Annotated in this window: 2 protein-coding genes and 1 pseudogene; 1 reads left to right on the top strand and 2 read right to left on the bottom strand. The window is 67.5% G+C overall.

The genetic code is table 11. From position 1 onward, the window contains the following. Together Acor_RS43915 and Acor_RS41925 are read right to left on the bottom strand one after the other, a co-directional pair. Positions 1 to 394 (bottom strand): annotated as a pseudogene (locus Acor_RS43915) (D-aminoacylase); the annotation flags it as partial. A gap of 234 nt (positions 395 to 628) precedes the next feature. After that, positions 629 to 1,849: a DUF4153 domain-containing protein gene (locus Acor_RS41925; RefSeq protein ID WP_308805729.1), complete on the bottom strand. Its 1,221-nt coding sequence runs from the start codon at positions 1,847 to 1,849 to the stop codon at positions 629 to 631. Here Acor_RS41925 and Acor_RS41920 point away from each other — a divergent pair. Beyond that, positions 1,770 to 2,037 (top strand): hypothetical protein (locus Acor_RS41920; protein WP_218034838.1); only part of this gene is annotated, 268 nt, incomplete at its 3' end. The two genes, Acor_RS41925 and Acor_RS41920, sit on opposite strands and share 80 nt — an antisense overlap.

Below are 2,037 nucleotides of genomic sequence, written 5' to 3'. Positions count from 1 at the left end.
CCAGCAACTCCCCCACCGAGACAGGCCCCTCCCCAAACGGATGCCCCCCATTGATCGCCGCGAAATACCCCCGCACATACCGATAAGCCTCCCGCGACCTAACCGGCGCAAACGACAACCCATCCTGCCCCAGCAGAACACTCGTCACCCCTTGCCGCAAAAAAGCCAACTGCACATCCTTCTCAAAAACCACCCCATCCCCATGCGAATGACAATCAACAAACCCCGGCAACACAAACCGCCCGGCCGCCTCAATCACGACCCCCGCTTCCACCCCGTCCAACCGCCCAACAGCGACAACCCGCCCCCCATCAACCCCCACATCCCCCCGAAACCGAGGCGCCCCAATCCCATCGACAACCCACCCACCACGCACAACCACATCAAGACCCATCCCCCGATTGAATCACTGGACCTTCACCCCTCCACCGCCCCACGCGGCCCCGACCAAGTCAGGTCCCACCTCTGCTTCCCGTAACGGCGAAGCAGGGGGGTCGTCTGCCCTAGCCAGGAGAGAGCTTCCGGGTCAGAAGCCGGGGCCCCGCGGAGGCTGGACCGGGTTGGTGTGTCTGCCCGGGTCGGGGAAACCGCAGCACTGCGAAGGCTGGACCGAGTGGATGCGTCCGCCCTAGTCGGGATTCGGGATATAGCTCCGATCTGGGGAAACGGGGCATTGCGGGGGCTGCAGGACGGGGTGGCTGGCCAGGGTGGTTCGGGCCTGGTCGCGGGCCCAGTTCCAGCCGTTCCAGGGGTCGGGGCGGTCCAGGGAGTGGGCGCGGACGATTCTGTCCAGGACGCAGCTGCGGATGGGTTCGGGGAGGCGGTCCAGGGCGGGGACGGCTTCGACGCCGAGGCTGCTGAGGTAGCGGTAGTCGAGGCGGTCCACGGTGCGGGCGGCCTGCTGGGTTTCGGCGATCTGCGCGTCGGGGTTCCAGAGGGCGAAGGCCAGGAGGGTGACGGCGGTGATGGCGACGAAGGTGCGGGGAAGCCAGGTGGTGGAGCGGCGGGCCAGGCGTACCGCTCCGGCTATCAGGACCAGCACGAAGACGGCCCCGAGCCACCAGATCGTGACGCCGACCGTGGCGCGCAGGCGAGTCAGGCCGTACGCGTCCAGGTAGAGGCCGAGGCGCTGTAGCGCCGAGACGAGGATGACGAGGGTGAAGGCGCAGAGCAGGCCCAGCAGGCTGGCGAGCAGCCAGCGGTGGGTGGCCGGGTTCAGGAGCGCCCAGCAGAGAGCGACGATGGCCAGCACGATGAAACTGACCGTGACCAGCTCGAAGAAGCCGGATCGGGCGTATTCGGCGTAAGTGAGCCCGGCGGTTTTCAGGACCCGCTCGTTGCCGCCGAACAGGACGGTGATCTGAACCGCGACGAACGCCGCGAACAGCAGATTGAGCCCGGCCAGCGGAATCACCCAGAGCATGCGTCCGATCGACACCCGCGGATACGGAATCTCCGTCTCGGCCACCGGGCGCAACGCCACCAGCACCGCGGCCGACACCACTACCCCGAAGACCACGAACAGGAAAATCCGGACCGGCAACGTTTCCGCCCACCCCGGCGCCTGCAGCAGATCATGCGCGAACTGCGAGAACACAGGATCGGCGGCGGTGAACAGCAGCCCGAAGACCAGCAGCAGCACCGCCGTAACACCCAGACTCACCAGCACCGGCACCACCTGCCGCCGCTTCATGATCTTCTTCACCGGCGCAGACAGGAACCACGGCATCGGGAACACAGCCAGCCCGACCGACAACCCACCACGTATTGTGCTGAACCACCCTCGCCCGCTCCCGGCGACCCCCAACGACCCCACGAACACCGCCACCACCAGCGCCGGCTGCGACACCCATTCCGCGTCCCGAATCAGCGTCACCGCCACCAGCGCATACGCCAGCAACGCAAACCCCGCCGACCACCACGAAACCCTCCGCCGCGCCGCCGGCAACACCGCCACCCCCATCGCGACCGCCGTCAACACCACCCCCAGCCCTTTCGGCGCGTACGGCAACGCCACCGCCGCCACCACCCCAACCC

Origin of the sequence: Acrocarpospora corrugata (assembly GCF_009687845.1) — a bacterium.
In the GTDB taxonomy this organism is placed as follows: Bacteria; Actinomycetota; Actinomycetes; order Streptosporangiales; family Streptosporangiaceae; genus Acrocarpospora; species Acrocarpospora corrugata.
The sequence above is the reverse complement of the archived record's forward strand: the minus strand, read 5'-3'. Positions and strand labels throughout refer to the sequence as shown.